We start from the raw sequence: 17808 nt of genomic DNA, 5'->3' as shown, positions 1-17808 counted from the left end.
CACCTCACGCCGCCAGAGAGTTCATGAGGCTTATCTGGCCTCTTTCTATCGAATAGACCTTGTCGACCACGTTCTCGGAATGGGTGTAGTCGGATTCCGAAATCAGCACCGTCAGATGTTCCGATTTCAGGTTCGCGATCACCTCCATGAGACGTTGGGCGAGCGCCGGCGCGACGCCCTCGAAGGGTTCGTCCAGCAACAGGAGACTTGAGCCGCACACGAGTGCCCGCGCCAGCGCGACCAGCTTCTGCTGGCCGCCGCTGAGTGTCATCGCCTTGCGCCCGGCAAAGCGGCCGATCTCGGGCATGAGGTCATAGACCCATTTGACACGGGACCGGTCGGTGTTGCCCGTCGCCCAGAGCGGCACGAGAATGTTCTCCTCCACCGTGAAATGCGGCACCAGCCGCCGGTCTTCCGGCAGGTAGCCGATGCCGAGCGCCGCGCGCTGATGGGCTTTCTCCGTGTGCAGGCTCTCGTGATTGAACAGGATTGATCCACCGTCCGCTCGAAGCAGTCCCATCACCGCGCGCATCAGCGTGGTCTTGCCCGCACCGTTGCGGCCGATCAGGCCGCAGGTGGTCCCGGTCTCCAGGTCCATGCTAACGCCCCGGAGAATGGGAACGCGCTGTATCGAAAGGTTGAGTTGGCTGATGGTCAGCATCAGGCGGCTCCATTTCCGGCGGCGGGCGCCGCCTGTTTGTCGGTCTTGCGGTGAAACTCGCTGCCGATGACGAATTCACGCACCTTCCGGTTTTCCAGAACCTCGCGCGTCGGCCCGTCCGCCAGAATTGTGCCTTCGTAAAAGGCGACACAGCGCGGCGAGAACGCCTCGATGATCTCCATGTCGTGTTCAATGAACAGAACCGCCGTGTCGTTCGCCTTCAGGGCGTTGATGAGCGTTTCCATGAAGTCCATCTTCTCGTCGGCGCTGACACCACTGGTGGGCTCGTCCAGGAAAAGCAGGTCAGGATCCGAGACAGTGGCCATGGCGATGTCGACCAGCTTGCGTACACCCTGCGGCAGCGTCGCGATTTCCTGGTGGGCGTAGCGCTCGATGCCGAAGCGGGCGAGGAGCGACAGGGCCTCCTCCTCCCGGCCTGCATCGATGGCCGGCGTCAGCAGGGCGGGTTTGACGCGGCTCGCAATCGTCAGCGCGATCAGCATGTTGTCCAGCACATCCATTTCCGGAAAAAGCTGGGGGATCTGGAAGGAACGGCAGATGCCGAGCCGCATGATCTCGCGTGTCGGCTTGCCGGTGATCGAGCTGCCCCGGTAGAGGATCTCGCCAGCGCTCGGCGGCAGATAGCCGGTGACCATGTTGACGAAGGTGGTCTTGCCGGCCCCGTTCGAGCCGATGACGCCGAGGATTTCACCGGAGCCGATCCGGATGTTGATGTCCCTGGCGGCAACGACAGCGCCGAAGGTGCGTTCCAGGTTTCTGGTTTCCAGGATGGGTGTCATGTCATTTTCCCTCCATGATTTCCGAGGACTTCGGCGCGGCCGTTTTCCGTTTTGCCGAAGCGATCAGCGACCACAGGCCCCTGGGCAGGAAAATGATCGTCAGGAGCATCAGAGTGCCGAGGATCATCTGCCAGGTGTTCGGTGAAATCTCGACCGCGTAGACGCGGACGATTTCCAGAAGGAATGTGCCGATGAGAGGCGCAACAACGTTGCCGGTCCCGGCAAGGATCGACACGAAGACAAACTGCCCGGACGTGGTCCAGTTGGTCATCTCCGGATCGACATGGCCGAGCGCCATCGCCCACAGCACCCCGCCCGCCGCCGAGACGGCCGCGGCGATCACATAGGTGATGTGGACGGCACGATGCGCCGAGGTTCCCAGATATTCGACCCGCAGCTCGTTCTCGCGGATGGCCTCGTTGATGTAGCCGAGGGGGCTGCGCAGGACCCTGTTCAGACCGAACGCAAGGCCAAGTGTGACAACGCAGGTGACCACGTAGAGAACCGTTTCACCCAGGTCGCCTTCGGGCGCCCAGCCGAGATAGGTGGGCTGCGGCAGGTTGAAGCCGTCCGTGCTGCCGAGTTCCTCGGTGCTGGACAGCAGGCCGAACAGGATCATCGAGACCGCCAGACTCAGCATGGCGAAGAAGATCTCGCGGTAGCGACGCAGCAGGAAGCCGAGCAGGAAGGCGATGGCGACGCTTGCCAGAAGTCCCATCACGAGCAGCACAAAGAGATCCGAAATGCCGAGGAACTTGCCCGCCAGCCCGGCCGTGTATCCGCCGATGCAGAAGTAGAGGCCCTGGCCGAAGGACACGAGGCCCGCGCGCATCTGGATCATGACGCCGAGCGCGACCAGCCCGGTGCCGAGCGACACCTGAACGTAATTGACCACCCATGCGGGAAGAAGGAAGGTGAGGCAGATGAGAACCGGCAGCGCGAGCAGCAGTCCCCATTCGGTCTTGTCGAAGGACTTGGTCATATCTTCCTGCTTTCCGAAAGTGCAAACAGCCCGTAAGGCTTCACTGTCAGGACTGCGGCCATGACGAGATAGATCGAGAAAAGTTCCGCCGGCGGATACAGGTGGACGAAGGCTGCCCGGGAAAAGCCAACGATCAGCGCGCCAAGCATGGCGCCACCGATCGAGCCCATGCCGCCGATCACGATCACCGCGAAGGCCATGACGATGATTTCCGCGCCGATACCGGGCACGACGGAAATCTCCGGAGCCGTCAGTGCGCCGCCGAGCGCCCCCAGGGTTGCACCGATGACGAAGGTGACCGTGAAAAACAGCGTGACGTTGATGCCGAGCGCGCTGCTGATCTCGCGGTCCTCGATCACGACGAGCAGAAGTTTGCCGGTCCGTGTGTGATTGAGGGCAAAGTAGAGCGCCGCGCCGACAAGGATGGCGATACCGACGATGAGGAACTTGTAGACCGTGTAGGGAAGACCGAAAACGTCGATTGTGCCGAGCCAGTAGGCGGGCTGGTAGGAGACGTAGGAGTCCGTGCCCCAGACCAGCTTGGTGACATCTTCCAGCAACAGGAAGATGGCGTAGGTCACCAGGACCATCAGCACCTCGTCCCGGCCATACATGAACCGCAGGATGCCGCGCTCCACCAGCAGCCCCGAGACGAGACCGGCCGCGAGCGCGGCGAGCGGGATGATCAGGTAGGTCAGCGCGATGGTGCTGCCGGTCTGTGTGTAGAGGCCGATGGCCCAGGCGGACGTGTAGGCGCCGAGCGCATAGAAACCGCCATGGGCAATGTTGAGGATCCGCATCACGCCGTAAACCAGCGTGAGGCCGACGGATGACAGGAAGAGCCACGCGGCAAAGCCGAGCCCGTCCACTGCTATCGCGACAGCGGTTAGCATTGAATTCTCCGTACCAGTCTTATGTGAATGTGGCCTCCGGGTGCTCCGGCTGCCGGGAAAGACCGGGTCCCGCCGCAATGCGATGTGTGGGACCCGGCAATGTGTCAGAGGATCGGGCTAGATGCCTGAGGACACCTCTGACGCAAGTGCCTGACGGCTAGTCGCACTTGGCGCCTTCGAACCCGCTGTTGATCCAGTCGATGGAGTTCATGCCGGCAGGTGGGTTAACACACTCGGCGTCATAGCGAACGATGTCGACGAGGCTTGCCTTGCCGGTCTCCTTGTCGAATTCGTAGGTGCCGTAGGCGGTTCCCTGGATCGCCTGGTGACCGTTGGCCAGAGCCATGGACACCTTGCCGCTCGGGCCTTCCCATTCCAGGCCTTTCAGGGCACCGATGACCGCATCCTGATCCGTGCTGCCTGCCTTGTCTGCTGCCGCCTTAACACCCAGAAGGGCCTGCGACATCTTGTAGGAAGGATAGGTTGGCAGGGTGCCGAACCGGTCGTAATAGGCCTTGCGGAACCAGTCGTTCAGTTCGGATTCCGGGGCCAGGTCGCCATGGGGCCCGCGTGCGCCGATGATCGTGCCGTCCGGCATTTGCGCGCCGAGGCGATGCATCGCCGTTTCGCCGGTTGTCAGCACCACCTTGGCGCGTTCGAAGATGCCGCGAGCGGATCCCTGGATGACAAAGGCCTCCATGTCGCCGCCCCAGAAGCTGGAATGAACGACATCGGGTTTCGAGGTCAAGAGAGCTGATATCTCCGATCCGTATTGTCCGGCATAGATTTTCGGAAACTGCTCGGCCGCGATCGTGGCATTACTGTCGATCTGCGCCATGGAGGCGGAAAAGTCGCGCCAGGAGTCCTGCCCGAAGGCGTAATTCTGGTTGATCCCGGCATAGGATCCGGTCTTCGCGCCGGTGTCGGCGAGGTAACGGGCCGCGGCAACATTGTCCATGGTGGCATGGGCGCCGGTGCGGAACGTGTATTGCGGATCGGTGACAATCTCCTCGAAGATCTGCGGCGTGCCGCAATCAAATAGGATCGTCAGCTTCTGCGCCTTCTCCGCTTCCGGCGCGATGGCCTTGCAGCTGCTGGAAGAGATGTAGCCAAGGACCATGTCGACCTCGTCCTTTTCGACGAGCTTCTGATAGTCGGCGTTCTTCTGCTTGGAGTTTTCGTCAACGAAGATCGGGTCGATCGATTTTCCCGCCAGACCGGTGCTGGCATAGGGGGCCGGTACGGAGCCCGCGTTGATGGCCTCGATCATCAGTTCGGCAGCATTGCGCGCAGGGACGCCGAAGGGACCCGCCGCCCCGCCGGACAGGAAGGTCACAAAGCCTATCTTGACGGATCCCTCCTCGGCCTGTGCAGGCGCGACCGCGGCAATCATCGATGCCAGTCCGAGGGTCGTTGCCGTCATGAGAATGTGTCTTGATTTCCGGATTGCGCTCGACGGCGCAGCCTGCTTGCCTGATGCCATGATCAGTTCTCCTCCACTTGATCTTTCAAAGGGAAAGACAGCCGCATGCACGCGGTTGGCTGGCACCCGGTGCCTGCCTTCCTGTTCGGTGATGCGATTTTCCTCCCAATGCGCCTTGCAGCGCATGTCCTGGAGTTTTCAGTGGAAACGGGCGGAAAACCATGGATCGTGGAACGGTAAATGAGCGGTAGGCGCTCATTGGGCCGGGATCATGCGCGGAGAGCGCTCATATCGTGAAATCGGGCCCACTACCTGCCGTCGTCAAGGACCGGCCAGGTCTCCGGGGGATAATAGATCCGCCAATCGCCCAGCATCACTTTCGCCGGTGCGTAGCTGTTGTCATAGACCGTCTTGCCGATGGCCTGGACCTGCAGCACCTGGTGACTGTCCGGATCCATTTTCGAGCGGAAACCCTCAGGGTCTTCCGGCAGGCTCAGCGTCAGCGTTTCAAGCTTCTCGCGAAGCTTGTTCCGGTCGTCGGTGCCGCCCGCGAGGCGCACGGCTTCGGCAATGGCCAGCACGCCGGCATAAGCGCCCTCAGCCGCATAGCTCGGATAGCGCCCGGCCTCTTCCCGAAAGGCCTCCACGAAGGATCGGTTGCGGTCCGTCGGTGGCCAGTTGATGTGATGCCGCGCCGAGAGAACAAGGCCGAGGGGCATGTCGTTTTCAAGTTCTGCCAGCACCTCGTAATTGCCGCCTGCGTCGAAATTCATGAACTGGATCCGGTCGAACAGGTCCAGCTGTTTCGCCTGCTTGACGAAGGTCACGAAATCGAGTCCCCACTGGCCGTTGACGACGATATCGGTTGGCGTCGCCATGAGCTGCTGGATATACGGGGTGAAGTCGGTCTCAAAGACCTTCGGCCAGTATTCGCCCGTAATCTCGAAGTCGAGATTCTGCTGTGACAGGAAGGTTCGCAGATCGTCCCAGGCCTGGTAGCCGTATTCGTAGTCCGGACCGATGAACGCGATCCTGATCGGGTCCTTGCGTCCTCCATAGGTTTCCTGAATGAACTTGGCCCCGGCGCGCATCGACTGGCGCGTGTCGTTGCTGACGCGGAAATAGAAGGGATGCAGATCCTCGCTGGTCAGCGTCGGCGAGGCGTGGTCGGTGCCGATGAAGAAGACCCCGGCGTCGCGGGCAAACTCCGAGACGGCGCGCGCGACACTGGAATTGACCACGCCGCAGAGAAAATCGACCCTGTCCTCGTCGACCAGCCGCCGGGCGATCTGGAGAGAGCGGAGGGATTTCGAGCGCGTGTCCTCGATCAGCACCTCGACTTGCGGATACCCGAACGCTTCCAGGGTTTTCAGATGCTGCTGTGCGAGCTTGATGGCGACCGCGCTGTCGCGGCCGTAAAGCGCACCCGGCCCCGTCAACGGATAGAGACAGCCGGCCTTCACCCGGAGAGGCTCGTCTGCGGCGGCCGGGCCACCCAGAAAAAGACAGAACAGAATGGCCCGGAAAATGGCGACGGTCTTCATGCAATCCCCAGCCGCTGCATCTTGCGCTTCAGCGCGTGACGGGAAATGCCGAGCCGGTCCGCGGCCAGCCCCTTCTTGCCCTTGCAGCGCATGAGCGCGTCGCGGATCAGGTCTCGTTCGACATTCTCCATCGACTGCTCGATGGAAAGAGCCGTCTTGGGCTCGACGGATTTGAATTCCGCAGGCAGGAGATCGGCCGTCACCGTCCTGCCCGGATAGAGGATCGACAGTCGTTCGACGAGGTTCTTCAATTCGCGGACATTTCCGGGCCAGTCATAGGACTGGAAGAAGGCGCGTGTCGCCTTGTCGAAGCCGATCGGCATGACCGCGGACGACCGGGCATATTTCGCCGCGAAATGCGCTGCCAGAAGCTCGACGTCCTTTTCCCGTTCGCGCAGCGGCGGAATGGTGATTGGCACGGCATTCAGCCTGAAGAAAAGGTCCTGCCGGAACGTGCCCTCGTTGACCGCCGTGGCAAGGTCCTTGTTTGTGGCCGCGACGACCCGCACATCGGCGTGATGCTCCCGGTTGCTGCCGGCCAGCCGGTAGGAATGCGTTTCCAGGAAATGCAGCAGCTTGGCCTGGATCTCCAACGGCATCTCGCCGATCTCGTCGAGGAACAGCGTGCCGCCATGGGCGATCTCGACAAGGCCCCGTCTGCGCAAGGCCGCACCGTTTGCCTTTTCGGCGCCGAACAGCTCGGCATCGATTTGCCGGACCGGCAGCGTCGCGCAATTCACCTCCACAAAAGGCGCGTCCACACCGCTGCCGCGCTTGTGCAGCTCACGGGCGACCACGGCCTTGCCGACACCTGTTTCACCGGAGAGAAAAACGGTCGGAGCATTGCTCGCCGCGATCTGCTCTATCTCGTGGCGGAGCTTTGCAATGCCCGCATATCCACCGATGAAATCGAACTCGGTGGATTGCTGACGCAGGTAACGGACCTCGGAATCAAGCTGGCGGCGGGACTCCGTCTCGTTGAGAAGGTGGATCAGCTCGTCAACATCGAATGGCTTGGACACATAGTCCACGGCCCCCATCTTGATGGCCGTCACCGCATCGTGGGTGTCGTCGAGCGCGGACATCATGATGACGGGAACGCCGGGCAGTTCCGTGGTGAACCAGTCGAGAACCTCCAGCCCCCCCATGCCGGGCATGCGCACGTCGAGAAGCACGATATCGGGCGTCTCCCGCTGAGCAATCCGGCAGCCGATATGGCCGTTATGCGCTTCCTGGCAGTCCATGCCCGCTTGCCGGAGGGTGAAGGCCAGCGAGCGTGTCAGGTTGATCTCGTCGTCGATGATCAGGACATTGGGTCTGTTCATGCCGGCCTCTCCTGTGCCGCATCGTGTTTCGGAAAAACAAGAATGACCGTCGTGCCGTGACCGGCCTCGCTCTCGATGAACATCTGGCCGCCGTTCGTCTCCACCAGCTGCTTGGTGACGGGCAGGCCGAGCCCGGAGCCCTTGCCCCGGGTCGTGAAGAAGGGACGGAGCACCTTGGACCTGGTCTCCGCATCCATGCCCGTTCCATCGTCTGCTACACTCACGACGACCTTGCCGTCGTCGCGATACGCGCGCAGCTGAAGATGACCGCCGTCGGGCATTGCGTCGATCCCGTTGAGGGTCAGGTTCAGGAGGATCTGGCTGAAATGCGCACGGTCCATCTCAATCTGCAGACTGGACTCGCCCGAGAGATCGATGACGATATTCTTCTCGTGCGCGGTCGTCGCCAGCAGCGTCCGGATGGTACGGAAGGCTTCCCGGATCAGGACCGGCTCGCGCACCGGCGGACTGGGCTTGGCATAGTTCAGGAACTCGCCGATGGTCTTGTCGACGCGCGTGATTTCCGAGGAGATCACCTCGAACATCTTCTGCCGTTCCGTGTCCTGCTCATTCCGTTTCAGCCCGTGAACGGTCGTCACCACAGTCGCCAGCGGATTGCGGATCTCGTGGGCGATCCCCGCCGCCATGCCTCCCAGCGCGGCGCGCCTTTCGACCTCGACCCGCGAGGTGATCAGGTTTTCAAGCTGTTCGCGCATACGGTTGTAGGAACGTGCCAGCGACCCCAGTTCACCCGGTCCGTCTTCCGAAACGGAAACGCCGAAATTGCCGTTGGCGATCGCCTGGGCGCCCTCATTCAGCGGAAGCAGGTAACCGGCAAGCTTTTGGGACATCATGAAAAAGAGGATGACCAGCCCGAGAGCGGAAACGATTGCCGCGATCAGGAGGACATACCGGATGCGATTCCGTGGCTCCTCCAGATCGCCCCCGCCATCGACCAGCTGGATACGCCATCCCGGCAGGAACTGGCGGGAGCGGGCGAAAATGTCCGTTTCCTCGGCACGGGTTCCGACTGGTGTCAGACGCTCCCTGTCGAACACGACGATCTGCGGCTGGTAGACACCGGGTTCGACGAGCTGCGCGGCCAGTTCCGTAAGTGAGGCCAGCCGCATACGGAGCGAAACCATGCCGATCTGTTTCTGGTTGAACAGGACGGGCATGCGGATCAGGAACCAGCCGGGACGCCCGTTTTCGGGCAGGACCGGGCCAAGCACCTCAACCAGACCATGCTGAACCAGCGGTAGCGTGGTCAGGTCCGCAGGCTCTTCCCTTGCGCGGTTCCTTGGTACCGTTGCGACGGTTTCGCCGGAGACCCGGGACAGTTCGATGGCATAGACATCCGGGCTTTCGACTTCCAGCAACAGGAAATCCCGCATCAGGGGCGAGATCGAATTGCCATCCGGCTCGAGAAAGAAGTCGGTTGTGTCGGGAAGGTCGACGATGCTCTCCAGCTTGTTGACCTGAACGGCCATGAAGTTGCTCATCTGGACCGCCGCCCCTTCCAGGTGAGCATTCACACGGTTGGTGACGAGATTGTCGATCAGGTTGGCGCTGTAGCGGTCATAAAGCGTCGCGATCAGGACGAGCGGAATCAGGGCCGCAACAACTGCACCCCAGAGATACCTCCTCGCCAGATTGAGCCTTTTGGCTCTGAATGGCATCAAACTGCCTGTCCTCCCGCCGATCAGATTATGCCAGATCAGACCGGCTTCCTATTGCACGGCTCTGATTTTTGAGCGGAAACCGCTCATACCTTTCAGGCTGTGTCCTGGTATCTGCGGTATTCACCGAGTTACTGCGATCTGGAGGGCATCGCCAGCTTGTTTGGATCCGCCAGTGGGGGCCCGTTTTGGACGGATTTCAGGCGTTCATCTCAGCGGTGTAGTCCTGCCATAGGTAGAACGCATCTGCTCTCGCATGCTGATATGATGGCGCGGACTGTATGTACCGGCGCGGCCGGAAGACCGTGTTGATCTGATCGTGGGCGGATAGAAACCGTTGAGCTTGCCGAGGCGACTTGAAACGGCCCATGATCTTCTCCCGTTTCCGGGTCGGACGATGGGCATTCTCAATCCTGTTGTTCAGCCCCTTGTGAGCGCGATGATCGGCATCTGGAGCAAGGGCCTGAATGGGCTTGATGTAGCTGCGCAGCTTGTCCCTTGCCCGGCAGTGCATTGCGCATGCAATTCACGAGAGGGGGCACCACGACCCTGGGCTCGCCGAATTGCGTGACCAGCGCATTTAAGAAACGTCTGGCAGCCTTGGGATTCCGGCGGGGCTGAACCAGGATATCGAGCACATCTCCATCGCCGTCAATTGCTCGCCAAAGCCAGTATTTCACTCCGCCAATGACGATCGCGGCTTCATCCAGATGCCATTTGGTATTGGGCTTTGGTCTGTCCCGGCGAGTGCAGCGCGCGAAGTGCCCACCAAACCGGTTCACCCATTTGTGGATCGTTTCACGGCTGACACCAATACCCCGCTCCACCAGGATATCTTCAACATCTGCCTTACTCAACGCAAAGCGATGGTAGGCCCAAACCGCGTAGGAAATGATCGAACGAGGAAAACGAAAGCCCTTAAGGCGTGGAAAATCACGGGCTGAACCAACAGAGGTCAACGTCCGTCCGGACCGACAGCGAACCTTTCAACATCGCAGCGCCATCCCCCCGGACAGGCCTGGCAACCCCAATCAGCCCCGCCTGACCGCGAGGCATCTCGCTGCCATGTGGCGGCTTTAAAGACCTTGTTTGCATTTACATTGGCAGTCACAAGGTCACACCGGTCCCCTGAGGAACAGCCAGGATCTGCCAAGGTTGCCTGACTGGGTGTGGCAATCTGGCTCGCAGCACATCCTGGGTGCCTGCCTTTCTGCTGCGTCGGTCAGCGCGACAGCAACAAGGGGACGACGGTTTGCTCCAGCATTTCCCGTGTTGTGCCTCCCAGAATGTTCTCCCGCAGGCGTGAATGGCCATAGGCTCCCATTACCAGAAGGTCGGCTCCCAGTTCGCGCACACTGTCCAGCAAGGCTTCGGACACTGGCCTGTCGGCGGATGCCACACTTTGAACGGAAATGCCGAGACCGTGGCGGGCAAGGACCGTTGCGATATCGCTGCCAGGGTCTTCCCCGTGATCATTGTCGCCGACGACCGGGTCAACCAGCAGCAGCGTGATTTCCTCGGCTGACATCAGAAACGGCAGCGATTCGGAAACGGCACGGGCGGCTTCCCGCCGCGAATTCCAGGCGATAGCCACTTTTGTGCCAATGTGGTCGGCCTTGAAGGAATTGGGAACATAAAGCACGGGCCGGCCGGAATCGAACAGCGCTCCATCGATCGCATTCTTTTCGATGGTATTGAGCTCTTGCTCCACGGAGCGCAGGACAACAGCCAGATCACAATAGATGGCATGGCGGGCAACAAGATTGTCTTGGCGAGCGGTAGAAGACAGGCTTGGCCGGACGTCGAAAGAGATACCTTCCCGTTCAAGCTGTGCTTCTACGCGGGACGCAAGGGATGTCAGCTCGATCTTTCGCTGGTCGAATTCCTTCGCCCAGATTTCGATGTATCCGTGCCCGCCAGATCCGTAGAACGGCAGATGCGGGACTTCACCGATCGGTAACACTGTGAGATGAGCGTCAAAAGCCCTCGCTACCGTGACAGCCTTTCCGACGGTTTCCGTGGAGACATCAAGTTCCGTGATTGCGAGTATCGTCTTGTAGGTCATCGTACCGGCTCCCTCCCCTGTTCGCCTGCGTGGGCGCGCGTCGTACATGGCATGATCTGCATTGTCCGGGAAAACGATTGAGAGGCAAACTGGTGGTGACTACGTAGCCAGTCGGCAGGGTGTTCCGGTTTGAATAAGCATTGGTCCCGACTTGGCGTGCCGCGTTCCACCCGCGAGAATTCGTCCGTGATACAAGCGTATTCAGCATTCTCATCTTATCTTGAACGGCCAAGTTGCCGCTGCCTCGACGGATCCATTAGCCCTGAACCGTTTGCACCAAACCAGCATCGACACTCCCTTCGCAATCGACACTGAAGTGATTGCTCAGGAGCTTTCGGTTCACCTCATAACGGGGCTCGGCGATGAAGAAGTTGTCAGGCGTCGACGGCGTTACGGCATCAACAAGTTTCGCGAGCTGAAAACCAAGAGCGCGTTCGCAATCTTTGCCCATCAATTTGCGAGCATCATCGTCTGGCTTCTTGCAGCTGCCGTTTTCATGTCTCTGCTTCTGGGCGACTTCGCGGACGCGATCGCGATTTCGATCGTCCTGGTTCTGAACGGGGCCATCGGGTTCTTCACCGAGTTGCGCGCAGCCCGGTCGATGGAAGCACTGTTGCGGATCACCACGACGCAGTCCCGTGTGCGCCGAGGCGGCAAGGTGCTTGAGATCGAGGCAACGGCGCTGGTCCCTGGAGACATCGTGATCCTTGAGGCAGGAGATGTCGTCACGGCTGACCTTCGGCTCACGGCGGCTTCCGATCTTCATTGCGATGAGTCCTTACTGACCGGGGAAAGCGCTCCGGTTGAAAAGCAGACTTCCAAAATGGCCGAAGACACGGTGCTTGCCGAACGCTTCAACATGGCTTTCAGCGGAACAGCGGTCACTCAGGGGCTTGGCGAAGGCATCGTTGTTGCCACCGGCATGTCGACGGAACTCGGCCGGATCAGTGCTCTTGCGCAGCAGGCCGACGCCGAAATTTCTCCCCTCGAAAGGAGGCTGGACAGACTGGGGCAGAAGTTGGTCTGGCTGACGCTGGTGCTTGCGGCGCTCACGATCATGGCAGGCATTCTCTGGGGCCATCCTCTGTCAGAGATGCTGAAAACCGGTATTGCACTTGCGGTTGCCGCCATTCCGGAAGGTCTGCCGATCGTGGCGACGTTGTGCCTGGCCAGGGGCATGTGGCGCATGGCGGCCCGCAACGCGCTCGTCACCGAACTGTCGGCTGTAGAGACGCTAGGGGCGACGACACTGATCCTGACCGACAAGACCGGAACCTTGACGGAAAACCGGATGACGGCCGTCCGTTATCTTCTCGACAGCGCGGATATCGACATTCTGCATGAAGGCACCGGCATTCGCTTTTGTTCAGAAGGCCAGGACATCGAACCAGCTTCCACGGAGAGCCTTGCTGTCGCTCTCAGGATTGGTGCGCTGTGCAATTCGGCGGAATATTCAGATGGTCCAAATGAAGTGCGGATCGGTGATCCGATGGAGATATCGTTGCTGGCCACTGCATCTGCCGCAGGTCTTGCAAGATCTCGTCTGCTGCAGACAATGAAGCCGGCAGAACAGTACGCCTTCACTCCGCAGCGCAAGATGATGGCGACGGTCCATCATGGTGATGGCCACTTTCTCTATGCCGTCAAGGGCGCTCCGGAAGCCGTCCTGAACGCGGCATCAGAGGTTCTTGGAACCGAAGGCACCCGTGCCTTCACGGATGCGGACCGTGCCGCGTGGCGCGGCCGTCAGGAAGAGGCAGCCCGATGCGGACAGCGTCTCCTTGCCCTTGCCTTCAAAACGGCAGCAACACCTTCTGAAGATCCCTATGAAGGTCTGACGCTGGTCGCACTGGTCTGCTTTCTTGATCCGATAAGGGAAGACGTTCCAGGAGCAATCAGGGCCAGTCAGCAGGCGGGTGTCCGAGTTGTGATGATGACCGGTGACCTTGCCGAGACCGCGGCAAAGATCGCACAGGACGCAGGTATCGGAAGGTCCGGCCTGAAAGTGCTGTCCGGCCATGAGTTAAGCGGGATCGACATGGCACAGGCGACGGCGGAGCAGCGCGAACAGCTCATGGCGACCGATGTCTTTGCAAGGGTGGCACCCGACACCAAGCTGAACCTGGTTTCACTCTTTCAGGATGGCGGACATGTGGTCGCCATGACGGGCGACGGCGTCAACGACGCTCCGGCGCTCAAGAAAGCGGATATCGGAATTGCGATGGGCAAGCGCGGCACACAGGTTGCCCGTGAAGCGTCCGACATTGTCCTGAAGGACGACGACTTCGCGACAATCATCGCCGCAATGCGCCAGGGCAGGATCATTTTCGAGAATATCCGCAAATTCGTCGTTTATCTGATGTCCTGCAACGTAAGCGAGGTGTTGATTGTTGGCATTGCGGTTGGCGTCGGCCTGCCTGTCCCGCTCCTGCCACTTCAGATCCTGTTCCTCAACCTGGTGACCGATGTCTTCCCCGCCTTTGCCCTGGGGCTCGGAAAGGGTGAAGACGGGGTGATGCAGCGCCCGCCACGGGACCCCGGTGAGCCTATCGTCGACGGGTCCCGCTGGATGTTGATCGGTTATCTCGGTTGCGCGATTACGTTTTCGACGCTTGCTGCATTTGTCATCGCGTTGTTTCTGCTTGGCCTGGAAACGAAAAGGGCCATCACGGTTACCTTTCTGACGCTGGCACTGTCACAGCTCTGGAACGTCTTCAACATGCGTGCCGCAACAGGCCCGTTCTGGAAAAGCGATGTCCTTCGCAATGGTTATGTCTGGGGTGCTATCTCGATGTGCCTCTCACTTGTCGCAATGGCACTACTGAATACGGATCTGTCAGCGCTTCTGGCATTGCCATGGCCAGGACTGACGGGACTTCTGGTCGCTGGCGCGATGAGTTTTCTGCCATTGGTTCTCGGACAGACCTGGATAAGCTTCGCGGCACGCAACAGCGAGTTGAGGTAAGTTGAGCTTTCATGCGATGGAATAGCTCTTACTCTTACGATCGCTTTGCGATTTCGCGGTAGAGGGCTTCCGGGCTGACGGCAATCTGTCGGGCAATCTGATGCCATTCACCTTTCGGCGGCAATGTGCTGTGCCAGGCGAGCCAGGCATCCAGACGTTCCGCGACTGTTCTGAGGGCCAGAATTTCGCTCTTCAGGCGAGTTGTCTGTACTTCGCGGGCAAGCCGTGCCGCCCAGGCTTCTGCCAGTTTTGGGTCAGTGCGAAAAAGGTCAAGGAAGCGTTGCCTGGAGATCCCACGTACGGAGGCATCTGATCGGACGATCGCGTCGCAGTGATAAGTTTCGGCAAAAGCAGAGGCTTCAGCCACGACTGCACCTGGAAAAGCGCGTTGTAGAACGAGTGCGGCTCCCCCTGTCTGGTGGCGGACGAGCTGAATTTCACCAGCGGTCACCAGAAACAGGTTCTCCACCATGCTGTTCTGATGGAACAGATACGCTCCCGCCGGCACCCGGCGCTCAAAGGTTCCAGACGTTTCAAAGAAGGCGGGAATATCCATCGACATGATAGCTATCATGTTCTGATTTTAGTTCCTCAGGCAAGATGGGACGCAAAGCAAAGGAGAAACCATGAGCCGGTACATTCTTGCCCTGACCGCCGCCATTGTGTGCAGCGCTCCGGTCCTGGCCCAGACCGAGCCCCAGCCCCAGACAACCCAGCATCATGACCATTCTGCCGCGCAGCATGCGGCACATGGCACCAAACCATCATCCGCTAAAGCGGTTCCGCGTGAACCGGGGCAGTCCGCTTTCGCGGCAATTCAGGAAATCGTGGCGATCCTTGAAGCAGATCCTGAAACAGACTGGTCCAGGGTCGATATCGAAGCACTACGGAACCATCTTGCCGACATGGACAACGTCACCTTGCGGGCACATGTAAAAACCTTGCCGGTCGAGGATGGTTACCGGTTTACCGTGACGGGAGACGGCGATGTCACCAACTCGATCAGGCGGATGTTGACGGCCCATGCCGCCACCATGAACGGAACCCGTGGTTTCCGCTATGAAGTGGCGGAAGTGCCCGGCGGCGCAATTCTGTCGGTTTACGTCAGTAAGCCCTCAGACCTGCAGAAGCTCTCGGGGCTCGGGTTTATCGGCGTGATGACACTGGGAGCGCATCATCAGGAACACCATCTCGCACTGGCGTCCGGCCAATCGCCCCATCACTGACCCCGGTCGTGAATTGGGTTCAAGAGCCGAAACATATGCGGGAGACGCGGATGTATCGAGGACAAGGCCGCCGTTCCTTGAGGCCAGATAGATCCGGCAATCCGTTTTTTCGTTCAAGAGGTTGACCACCCGGCGACCTACGTCGCCGGTGCCGCCCAGCAGAACAATGGATGAAAACATCGCGCGATATCCTGAAAATGGGTGCCGGTGTTGGTATGAGAGGCATTCCGGTTAGTGCGAATGCTCTTCCTCGGCGTCCGGCGGGTTGAAATGCAGAAATGCCTTCACGAACAGGAAGACAACGATAATGCCGGCGATGGCATAGGCTACAATCGCCGGGTCGTGCTGCAACTTCAGCATCGCGAAAGCGGCGAGGACGACGGCATCCAGACCGATTGCGATCAGTAGAATCCAGCCTCGGGCAGCAACATCTGAACGCAAATGCCAGAACACTCCCCAATGGATGATGATGTCCATGACGAGATAGAAGAACGCACCAAGTGATGCGATCTGGCTGAGATCGAAGAAGACGGCCAGCAAGGCGGCGACAAACACGGTGTAGACCAGCGTATGATCCCGGATCACGCCCGGCATGCCGAAATGGCTATGGGGGATCAGTTTCATTTCGGTCAGCATGGCAAGCATCCGGGACACTGCAAACATGCTGGCGATCAGGCCGGAACTGGTTGCCACGAGTGCCAGGGCTACCGTCAGGTAGAAGCCGACCGATCCCAGGGTGGGCTTGGCAGCTTCTGCCAGCGCGTAGTCCTTTGCCTCGATGATTTTCTCCAGCGGCAGACTTGAACCGACCGCGAAGGCCACCAGCAGGTAGACAAGGATACAGATGCTGATTGCCGCCACGATTGCCCTGCCCACGTTGTGATGCGGATCCGTGATCTCTGCACCGCTGTTGGTAATCGTCGTGAAGCCCTTGAAGGCAAGAATTGCCAGCGCGGTCGAGGCAATGAACCCCGACAATCCTCCGAGATCTGTCCCCTCCCCGGTCGCTTCAAACGAAAATCCGCCAGCCCAAAGTGCGGCGAAGCCGAACAGCGCGATACCACCGACCTTCAACGCAGCCATGATGGTTGAAAAGAGCCCTATCGACCTGTTGCCAGAAATGTTGATGAGAAAGGCGAACAGGATGACGCTGACGCTGATGGCGGGAAGAAGCCAGCCGGAAGGCGGCAGGTCGAGGCCGCGCAGGAGGTAGCTTGCGAAGGTACGCGCGACCAGACTTTCATTGATGACCATGGAAAGAGCCATCAGAAGCGCAGCCCCTGCGGTTATTGCGGTCGGGCCATAGGCTTTCTGCAGGATCATGCCGATGCCACCCGCAGATGGATAGGCATTGGACATCTTGATGTAGGTGTAGGCGCTGAAGGCGGTAACGACGGCGCCGGATATGAAGACGAAAGGGAAAAGAGGACCGGCCAGTTCGGCAATCTGACCGGTGAGGGCGAGAATGCCCGCACCGATCATGACACCGGTCCCCATGGCGATCGCATCGAAGAGTGTCAGGCTGTTTTTCTTGTAGTCGGATGACATACCGATCTCCGTCAAAACAGGTTGCCGAACGCTCCGGTCAAGCGATCCGGAATGACGTTCACTCCCTCACGGGGTTTGCTGCAACAGTTCGGAACTGTAGCCGGCCTCCTTGAGAACGCCTGCGATTTCCTGTGCGGACCGGGCGCTCGTCACAGTCACGGTCCTGTTCGCCATGTCGAATTCGACCTGGGCAGAACCGTCCGCCTGCTCGATGGACTTGCCGATGGTTGCCTTGCAATGACCACAGCTCATATCTGGAACGCTAAACTTCATGATTGGCTCCGTAGTTGATCGATTTTCTGTTTTTCCCGGTTCCAGCGGCTGGAGGGTCAAGAAGAAAAAAGTTTGAAAAATATCTTGAACGATCCTTGACCTTCCAGTGACTGGAAGCCTCATTTGAGGAAAATCGAACAATTCATGCCGGAGTTGGACCCTTGTCTGGCCATCAGAAAATCTCCCTGTCGGTTCAGGGTATGTCATGCGCATCCTGTGTCGGACGCGTCGAGCGTGGGCTCGTGTCTGTTGAGGGTCTCGAAGATGTCGGTGTGAACCTGGCAACTGAAAGCGCGCAATTTACAGCCGCCCCCGACAGGATCGCGGCGGCTGTCGCCAAGCTTGACGATCTCGGCTATCCGGCGCGAACGCAGACGGTCACGCTGACTATTCAGTCCATGTCCTGTGCCTCTTGTGTCGGACG

Annotated in this window: 15 protein-coding genes and 1 pseudogene; 3 read left to right on the top strand and 13 right to left on the bottom strand. The window is 59.7% G+C overall.

The annotated features are described in order from the left end of the window. Window positions 1-4: 4 nt before the first annotated feature. From ACYQ54_RS24785 to ACYQ54_RS24740, 10 genes and pseudogenes are all read right to left on the bottom strand, one after another. Complete coding sequence (locus tag ACYQ54_RS24785) at window positions 5-661, bottom strand: ABC transporter ATP-binding protein (RefSeq protein WP_460087283.1); 657 nt, start codon at window positions 659-661, stop codon at window positions 5-7. Further along, the gene (locus ACYQ54_RS24780) at window positions 661-1461 is read right to left on the bottom strand and encodes an ABC transporter ATP-binding protein (RefSeq protein ID WP_460087281.1); all 801 of its coding nucleotides are present in this window, start codon (window positions 1459-1461) and stop codon (window positions 661-663) included. Before ACYQ54_RS24780 ends, ACYQ54_RS24785 begins: the two co-directional genes overlap by 1 nt. A 1-nt stretch (window position 1462) precedes the next feature. Then, the gene (locus tag ACYQ54_RS24775) at window positions 1463-2443 is read right to left on the bottom strand and encodes a branched-chain amino acid ABC transporter permease (protein WP_460087280.1); all 981 of its coding nucleotides are present in this window, start codon (window positions 2441-2443) and stop codon (window positions 1463-1465) included. Further along, the gene (locus tag ACYQ54_RS24770; RefSeq protein WP_460087279.1) at window positions 2440-3336 is read right to left on the bottom strand and encodes a branched-chain amino acid ABC transporter permease; all 897 of its coding nucleotides are present in this window, start codon (window positions 3334-3336) and stop codon (window positions 2440-2442) included. The genes ACYQ54_RS24775 and ACYQ54_RS24770 overlap by 4 nt, the downstream gene beginning before the upstream one ends. A gap of 157 nt (window positions 3337-3493) precedes the next feature. After that, window positions 3494-4819, bottom strand: coding sequence for an ABC transporter substrate-binding protein (locus ACYQ54_RS24765; protein WP_460087277.1), 1326 nt, complete (start codon window positions 4817-4819; stop codon window positions 3494-3496). Between the two features lie 248 nt (window positions 4820-5067). Next, complete coding sequence (locus ACYQ54_RS24760; protein ID WP_460087276.1) at window positions 5068-6303, bottom strand: ABC transporter substrate-binding protein; 1236 nt, start codon at window positions 6301-6303, stop codon at window positions 5068-5070. Further along, complete coding sequence (locus tag ACYQ54_RS24755; protein WP_148582499.1) at window positions 6300-7628, bottom strand: sigma-54-dependent transcriptional regulator; 1329 nt, start codon at window positions 7626-7628, stop codon at window positions 6300-6302. The genes ACYQ54_RS24760 and ACYQ54_RS24755 overlap by 4 nt, the downstream gene beginning before the upstream one ends. Next, on the bottom strand, window positions 7625-9307 hold the full coding sequence (locus tag ACYQ54_RS24750; RefSeq protein WP_460087273.1) for a sensor histidine kinase: 1683 nt from the start codon (window positions 9305-9307) through the stop codon (window positions 7625-7627). The genes ACYQ54_RS24755 and ACYQ54_RS24750 overlap by 4 nt, the downstream gene beginning before the upstream one ends. 199 nt (window positions 9308-9506) lie before the next feature. Next, window positions 9507-10266, bottom strand: a pseudogene (locus ACYQ54_RS24745) (IS6 family transposase). Between the two features lie 263 nt (window positions 10267-10529). Beyond that, complete coding sequence (locus ACYQ54_RS24740; RefSeq protein WP_460087272.1) at window positions 10530-11372, bottom strand: universal stress protein; 843 nt, start codon at window positions 11370-11372, stop codon at window positions 10530-10532. A gap of 316 nt (window positions 11373-11688) precedes the next feature. On the opposite strand from ACYQ54_RS24740, the gene ACYQ54_RS24735 reads away from it, so the two are divergent. Then, entirely contained in the window at window positions 11689-14337 is a 2649-nt protein-coding gene (locus ACYQ54_RS24735) for a cation-translocating P-type ATPase (RefSeq protein WP_460087270.1), read from the top strand. Window positions 14338-14371: 34 nt separating this feature from the next. Here ACYQ54_RS24735 and ACYQ54_RS24730 read toward each other — a convergent pair whose 3' ends face one another. Further along, window positions 14372-14911, bottom strand: coding sequence for a Crp/Fnr family transcriptional regulator (locus ACYQ54_RS24730; protein ID WP_460087268.1), 540 nt, complete (start codon window positions 14909-14911; stop codon window positions 14372-14374). Between the two features lie 52 nt (window positions 14912-14963). Between ACYQ54_RS24730 and ACYQ54_RS24725 the strand changes: the two genes are divergently transcribed. Further along, window positions 14964-15563: a hypothetical protein gene (locus ACYQ54_RS24725; protein WP_460087267.1), complete on the top strand. Its 600-nt coding sequence runs from the start codon at window positions 14964-14966 to the stop codon at window positions 15561-15563. A gap of 231 nt (window positions 15564-15794) precedes the next feature. Here the strand turns inward: ACYQ54_RS24725 and ACYQ54_RS24720 are convergent, their stop codons facing one another. Beyond that, window positions 15795-17111, bottom strand: a complete 1317-nt coding sequence (locus ACYQ54_RS24720) for an APC family permease (RefSeq protein ID WP_460087265.1) — start codon at window positions 17109-17111, stop codon at window positions 15795-15797. A gap of 66 nt (window positions 17112-17177) precedes the next feature. Then, entirely contained in the window at window positions 17178-17384 is a 207-nt protein-coding gene (locus ACYQ54_RS24715; protein WP_055661043.1) for a heavy-metal-associated domain-containing protein, read from the bottom strand. 161 nt (window positions 17385-17545) lie between these two features. Here ACYQ54_RS24715 and ACYQ54_RS24710 point away from each other — a divergent pair. After that, on the top strand, window positions 17546-17808 hold a 263-nt coding region (locus ACYQ54_RS24710; protein ID WP_460087264.1), incomplete at its 3' end, for a cation transporter.

It is taken from the genome of Roseibium sp. LAB1 (assembly GCF_054658235.1).
This window is presented reverse-complemented; position numbering and strand designations above follow the sequence as displayed.

Coding starts and splice junctions, on each gene's coding strand:
- ACYQ54_RS24785 (WP_460087283.1), bottom strand. CDS start 661: ATGCTGACCATCAGCCAACTCAACCTTTCGATACAGCGCGTTCCCATT.
- ACYQ54_RS24780 (WP_460087281.1), bottom strand. CDS start 1,461: ATGACACCCATCCTGGAAACCAGAAACCTGGAACGCACCTTCGGCGCT.
- ACYQ54_RS24775 (WP_460087280.1), bottom strand. CDS start 2,443: ATGACCAAGTCCTTCGACAAGACCGAATGGGGACTGCTGCTCGCGCTG.
- ACYQ54_RS24770 (WP_460087279.1), bottom strand. CDS start 3,336: ATGCTAACCGCTGTCGCGATAGCAGTGGACGGGCTCGGCTTTGCCGCG.
- ACYQ54_RS24765 (WP_460087277.1), bottom strand. CDS start 4,819: ATGGCATCAGGCAAGCAGGCTGCGCCGTCGAGCGCAATCCGGAAATCA.
- ACYQ54_RS24760 (WP_460087276.1), bottom strand. CDS start 6,303: ATGAAGACCGTCGCCATTTTCCGGGCCATTCTGTTCTGTCTTTTTCTG.
- ACYQ54_RS24755 (WP_148582499.1), bottom strand. CDS start 7,628: ATGAACAGACCCAATGTCCTGATCATCGACGACGAGATCAACCTGACA.
- ACYQ54_RS24750 (WP_460087273.1), bottom strand. CDS start 9,307: ATGCCATTCAGAGCCAAAAGGCTCAATCTGGCGAGGAGGTATCTCTGG.
- ACYQ54_RS24740 (WP_460087272.1), bottom strand. CDS start 11,372: ATGACCTACAAGACGATACTCGCAATCACGGAACTTGATGTCTCCACG.
- ACYQ54_RS24730 (WP_460087268.1), bottom strand. CDS start 14,911: ATGATAGCTATCATGTCGATGGATATTCCCGCCTTCTTTGAAACGTCT.
- ACYQ54_RS24725 (WP_460087267.1), top strand. CDS start 14,964: ATGAGCCGGTACATTCTTGCCCTGACCGCCGCCATTGTGTGCAGCGCT.
- ACYQ54_RS24720 (WP_460087265.1), bottom strand. CDS start 17,111: ATGTCATCCGACTACAAGAAAAACAGCCTGACACTCTTCGATGCGATC.
- ACYQ54_RS24715 (WP_055661043.1), bottom strand. CDS start 17,384: ATGAAGTTTAGCGTTCCAGATATGAGCTGTGGTCATTGCAAGGCAACC.